Origin of the sequence: Paracoccus sp. (in: a-proteobacteria) (genome assembly GCF_030604785.1) — a bacterium.
Lineage (GTDB): Bacteria > Pseudomonadota > Alphaproteobacteria > Rhodobacterales > Rhodobacteraceae > Paracoccus.
In genome coordinates this window covers 1-4,791 of record NZ_JAUVVF010000077.1, presented here as the reverse complement: position 1 = coordinate 4,791, position 4,791 = coordinate 1, and the positions used below count along the sequence as shown (strand labels likewise).

Here is a 4,791-nt window from a genome sequence, read left to right as displayed (position 1 = left end):
GGTCAAGCACCGCGCCCGACAGGATATGCGCCCCCACCTCGGAGCCCTTCTCCAGCACCACGACCGAAAGATCCGCGTCAAGCTGCTTCAGACGGATCGCCGCAGACAGACCCGCAGGACCCGCCCCGACGATCACGACGTCATAATCCATCGACTCGCGGATGATGTGGTTCTCTGTCATAGTCATGCTCCCCTCGCCTGCCCGCCGCTCAGCATTCCGGCAGGTTGACGGCGATGCCGCCCTGCGAGGTTTCCTTGTATTTCTCGCTCATGTCGCGGCCGGTGTCGCGCATCACGCGGATGCAGTTGTCCAGCGGCAGGAAGTGCGTCCCGTCCCCCCGCAGCGCGAGGCTGGCCGCCGAGACCGCCTTGATCGCGCCCAGGGCGTTGCGTTCGATGCAGGGGACCTGCACGAGGCCGGCGGCCGGATCGCAGGTCATGCCCAGGTGATGCTCCAGCGCGATCTCGGCCGCGTTCTCGACCTGCGCGTTCGTGCCGCCCAGCACCGCGCAGAGCCCCGCCGCCGCCATCGCGCTGGCCGAGCCGACCTCGCCCTGGCAGCCCACCTCGGCGCCCGAGATCGAGGCGTTGTGCTTGATCAGCCCGCCGATCGCCGCCGCGACCAGCAGATAGTCGCGGATGCCGCCGGGATGCGCGCCGACGCAATGGTCGAGGTAATAGCGCCCGACCGCCGGCACGACCCCCGCCGCCCCGTTGGTGGGCGAGGTGACGACGCGGCCGCCGGCGGCGTTCTCCTCGTTCACGGCCATGGCGTAGACGCTGAGCCAGTCGTTCGCCTGATGCGGCTGGTTCAGGTTGCGCCCGCGTTCGGATTCCAGCTGCTGGTGGATGGCGCGGGCGCGGCGGCGCACCTTCAGCCCGCCGGGCAGGATCCCGTCCTGCGCAAGGCCGCGCGCGATGCAGCCGTCCATCGCGGCCCAGATCTCGTCCAGCCGCCCGTCCAGCCGGTCGCCCAGCACCGCCTCCTCGTTGGCGCGCTTCATCTCGGCGATGCTGCGCCCCGAGGCGAGGCCCATGTGCAGCATCTGCGCCGCGGTCTCGAAGGGGAAGGGCACGCCGGCGGCCGGGCGGGCGGGGGCGCCCGCGCCGCGGCTGGCCTCGAGCTCGGGCCCGGTCAGCACGAAGCCGCCGCCCACGGAATAATAGGTCTGCTGGTGATAGGGCGCGCCCGCCGGGTCCAGCGCCCGCAGCACCATGCCGTTCGGGTGGCCGGGCAGCGCGGGGCCATAGTCGAAGACCAGGTCCTCGTCCGGGCGGAAGACCAGATCGCCCAGCCCGCCGGGGCGGACGATCCCGGTGCGGCGCACCTCGGCCTCGATCCGTTCGGCGTCGTCCGGGTCCATCCGGTCGGGCGTCAGCCCGCAGAGGCCCAGGATCACCGCCCGGTCGGTCGCGTGGCCCTTGCCGGTGAAGGCGAGGCTGCCGTGCAGCCGCGCCTGCAGGCGGTGCGGGCGGGTCGCGCCGGGGATCTTCTCGGTCCCGCCGCGCAGATCGTCCAGGAACCGCGCGGCGGCGACCATCGGCCCCATCGTATGCGACGACGAGGGGCCAATGCCGATCTTGAAGATGTCGAAGACCGAAAGGAACATCTACGCGCCGTAGATCGGGAAGCGGTCGCAGATGGCCTTGACCTCGGCGCGGACCTCGGCCTCGAGCGCGGCGTCCCCGTCCGGGTTCGCGCCGAGCGCGGTCAGCACGCGCAGGATCATCTCGCCGATCCTGCGGAACTCGGCCTCGCCGAAGCCGCGCGTCGTGCCCGCCGAGCTGCCGAGGCGGATGCCCGAGGTGACGAAGGGCTTTTCCGGATCGAAGGGGATCGCGTTCTTGTTGCAGGTCAGGCCCGCACGTTCCAGCGCGATCTCGGCGGCCTTGCCGGTCACGCCGAGGGGGCGCAGGTCGCACAGGACCATGTGGCAGTCGGTCCCGCCCGAGACGATGCCGACTCCGCCGGCCGTCAGCGTGTCCGCCAGCGCGCGGGCATTGGCGATCACGTTCTTCGCGTAGTCCTTGAACGAGGGCTGCAGCGCCTCGCCGAAGGCGACGGCCTTGGCGGCGATGACATGCATCAGCGGGCCGCCCTGGTTGCCGGGGAAGACGGCCGAGTTGAACTTCTTGGCCAGATCGTCGTCGTTCGTCAGGATCACGCCGCCGCGCGGGCCGCGCAGGGTCTTGTGCGTGGTCGAGGTGGTGACATGGGCGTGCGGCACCGGGTTCGGGTATTCGCCCGCCGCGATCAGGCCCGCGTAATGGGCCATGTCCACCATAAGATACGCCCCGACCTCGTCCGCGATGGCGCGGAAGGCGGCGAAGTCCATGTGGCGCGGATAGGCCGAGGCGCCCGCGACGATCAGCTTGGGCTTCTCGGCCAGCGCCTTGGCGCGCACCTTCGCCATGTCGATGAGATGCGTGTCCTCCTCGACCTCGTAGCTGACGACCTCGAACCACTTGCCCGACATGGTCACGGGCGAGCCGTGGGTCAGGTGGCCGCCATGCGCCAGCGACAGGCCCATGATCTTGTCGCCCGGCTGCAGCAGCGCCAGGAACACCGCCTGGTTCGCCTGCGCGCCCGAATGGGGCTGCACGTTCGCATGCGCCGCGCCGAAGAGCTGCTTGAGGCGGTCGCGGGCGATGTCCTCGACCTCGTCCACGAACTCGCAGCCGCCGTAATAGCGCTTGCCGGGATAGCCCTCGGCATACTTGTTCGTCAGGACCGAGCCCTGCGCGGCCAGCACGTCGGCCGAGACGATGTTCTCGGAGGCGATCAGCTCGATCTGGTCCTGCTGGCGCCCCAGCTCGCGGGTGATGGCGTCGGCGACGGCGCTGTCCGAGATCGTCGGGGTCTTGAAGTCGAGCATGGGGAAACCTTTCGGCAAAGCGGGATCGTCCGCGGCCGGGCGGCCGCAGCGGGAACGTTCAGGTCGGGCGGTTCAGAGGCCGGTCTTCAGCTCGGCCTCGACCTTGGCGAGGATGGCGCGGACATGGGGCAGGAAGCTGCGCCAGACATCCATGCGGAAGTCGTCCAGCCCGTCGCGCCGCAGGATCACCGTCGCGGTGTCGAAGAGCGTGCGCGCGCCGCGGCCCACCGCCAGCGCATCCACGTCGCGCGGGCAGCCGGCGGTCAGCGCGGTCAGCGCCTGCCGCCCCGAGACGCGCAGCGTGATCTCGCGGTCGCTGATCTCGACCAGGCTGTGGGGGATGGCGGCATAGGCCGCCGCCCCCGCCTGCACCAGCGCGTCGCGCTGCGCCGCGCTGGTCAGGATCGTCCATTCGTCGGGGCCGAGGCACAGGACCTCGGTCTCGCCGGTCGCGGCGCGCCGGCCGACCGCCTCGGGCAGCTCGAGGCCCAGGGCCTCGGCCAGCGCGGCGCGGTTCTCGGGGCGCACGCGCAGCGAGAAGCGGGGCGCGAAGGGCAGCTCCTCCAGCAGGAAGGGCGCGGCGGCGAAGTCGTGGCGTTGGGTGGTCATGGCGCGCTCCTCAGGCTTTCAGCCGTTCCCCTTCGGGGTCGTAGAAGTTGGTCGAGGTGATCGTGGCCTTCACGGTGCCGTTCGGCATCGGGATGTGCACCGTCTCGCCCATCCGCCCGTGCCCGCCGGTGATCACCGCCATCGCGATGGGCCGTCCGAGCGCGACCGAATCGTAGGACGAGGTGACGTGCCCCGCCATCGTCATCGGCAGTTTCTGGTTCGGGTCCAGCACGATCTGCGCCCCTTCCTCTAGCTTGGTGCCGTCCTCGGTCAGCAGGCCGACCAGCTGCTTGCGGTTCGGCGCCACGATGTCGGGCCGCATCAGCGAGCGCTTGCCGACGAAGTCCTTCTTCGCCTTGCCGACCGCCCATTCGAGGCCCGCGTCCTGCGGCGTCACCGTGCCGTCGGTGTCCTGGCCCACGATGATGTAGCCCTTCTCGGCGCGCAGGACGTGCATCGTCTCGGTGCCGTAGGGGCAGATGCCGTAGGGCTGCCCAGCCTCATGGATCGCCTTCCACAGCGCAAGGCCATGGCGGGCGGGGACGTTGATCTCGAAGCCCAGCTCGCCCGTGAAGCTGATGCGGAAGAGGCGCGCCGGCAGACCCGCGACGGTGCATTCCGCGACCGACATGTGCGGGAAGGCCTCGTCCGAGAGGTCCAGGCCTTCCACCAGCGGCGCGATCACCTTGCGGGCGTTCGGGCCGTTGACGGCGACCGTCGCCCATTGCTCGGTGGTCGAGGTCAGCCAGACGTTCAGGTCCGGCCATTCGGTCTGGAGGTAGTCCTCCATCATGTTCAGCACGCGCGCCGCACCGCCGGTGGTGGTGGTGACGTGGAAGAGGTCCTGGCTCAGCCGGCCGATGACGCCGTCGTCGCGGATGAACCCGTCCTCGCCCAGCAGCAGGCCATAGCGGCAGCGGCCCGGCGCGAGCTTGGTCCAGGGGTTGGTGTACATGCGGTTCATGAACTCGACCGCATCCGGGCCCGCGACCTCGATCTTGCCGAGGGTCGAGGCGTCGAACATCCCCACCGAGGCCCGCGTCTCGCGGCACTCGCGCGCCACGGCGGCGTGAATGTCCTCGCCCGCCTTCGGGAAGTACCAGGCGCGACGCCACAGCGAGACCGGCTCGAAGACCGCGCCGTTCGCCTCGGCCCAGGGGTCGATGGGCGTCTTGCGCGTCAGCTCGAAGGTCGCGCCCTTGTGGTAGCCGACGAAGGCGCCGAAGCTGGTGGGCGTGTAGGGCGGGCGGAAGGTGGTCAGCCCGACCTGCGGCGGCTCTTTCCCAAGCGCGTCGGCGGCGATCAT

5 protein-coding genes are annotated in these 4,791 nt (G+C 70.5%); all 5 read right to left on the bottom strand.

Translation table 11 applies throughout. From position 1 onward, the window contains the following. Nucleotides 1-181 (bottom strand): FAD-dependent oxidoreductase (locus QAR72_RS15505; protein WP_304618279.1); only part of this gene is annotated, 181 nt, incomplete at its 3' end. Nucleotides 182-209: 28 nt separating this feature from the next. Beyond that, entirely contained in the window at nt 210-1,610 is a 1,401-nt protein-coding gene (locus QAR72_RS15500; protein ID WP_304618278.1) for an L-serine ammonia-lyase, read from the bottom strand. Next, nucleotides 1,611-2,876, bottom strand: coding sequence for a serine hydroxymethyltransferase (gene glyA, locus QAR72_RS15495; RefSeq protein WP_304618277.1), 1,266 nt, complete (start codon nt 2,874-2,876; stop codon nt 1,611-1,613). Nucleotides 2,877-2,948: 72 nt separating this feature from the next. Continuing rightward, nucleotides 2,949-3,485 carry a sarcosine oxidase subunit gamma gene (locus tag QAR72_RS15490; protein WP_304618276.1) on the bottom strand — a complete coding sequence of 179 codons (537 nt, stop codon included), beginning with the start codon at nt 3,483-3,485 and terminating at the stop codon, nt 2,949-2,951. Between the two features lie 10 nt (nt 3,486-3,495). After that, a partial coding sequence (locus tag QAR72_RS15485; RefSeq protein WP_304618275.1) for a glycine cleavage T C-terminal barrel domain-containing protein occupies nt 3,496-4,791 on the bottom strand: 1,296 nt, incomplete at its 5' end.

Excerpts from the sequence above, each read along its gene's own strand:
- QAR72_RS15500 (WP_304618278.1), bottom strand. The coding sequence starts at position 1,610 with ATGTTCCTTTCGGTCTTCGACATCTTCAAGATCGGCATTGGCCCCTCG.
- QAR72_RS15490 (WP_304618276.1), bottom strand. The coding sequence starts at position 3,485 with ATGACCACCCAACGCCACGACTTCGCCGCCGCGCCCTTCCTGCTGGAG.
- glyA (WP_304618277.1), bottom strand. The coding sequence starts at position 2,876 with ATGCTCGACTTCAAGACCCCGACGATCTCGGACAGCGCCGTCGCCGAC.